1 protein-coding gene is annotated in these 435 nt (G+C 49.9%); it reads right to left on the bottom strand.

The genetic code is table 11. The features are described from left to right. A partial coding sequence (locus A3738_RS31565; RefSeq protein ID WP_197474050.1) for a hypothetical protein occupies nt 1–435 on the bottom strand: 435 nt, incomplete at both ends.

Below are 435 nucleotides of genomic sequence, written 5' to 3'. Positions count from 1 at the left end.
GATGTCATCCGCTGTCGCAGGAACGGTTACGGTGACTGTAATTGGGCTCGTTGCGAGATCACCACAGCGCACAGTGACATCACTTGTTCCTGTTTGGCTTCCTGCACTGACAACATTATTGGAAAAGGTCAGAACATTCGTATCAGACGACTCATAACTCGCAATGTCAGTCACATCACGAACAATGCCTAGCTCGTTCACACTTGCTGAGAAGCTTCGCGTAGCGGAGGTATCTAAAGAAAAGTTAGCCGCTGGGGTGCTCGAAAGCGCGAGGTTGCTAATATCTGCCGCAACCGTAATCGTCCCATTCACACTTTGGCCGCCATAGCTTGCAGTAATGGTGCTAGCTCCATCATCTAAGGTTGCCAAAATACCTGATGAGCTCACTGTCGCAACACTGCTATTGCTGCTTGCCCACGAAGCAAGTTCAGTCAC

It is taken from the genome of Oleiphilus sp. HI0066 (assembly GCF_001635725.1).
This window is presented reverse-complemented; position numbering and strand designations above follow the sequence as displayed.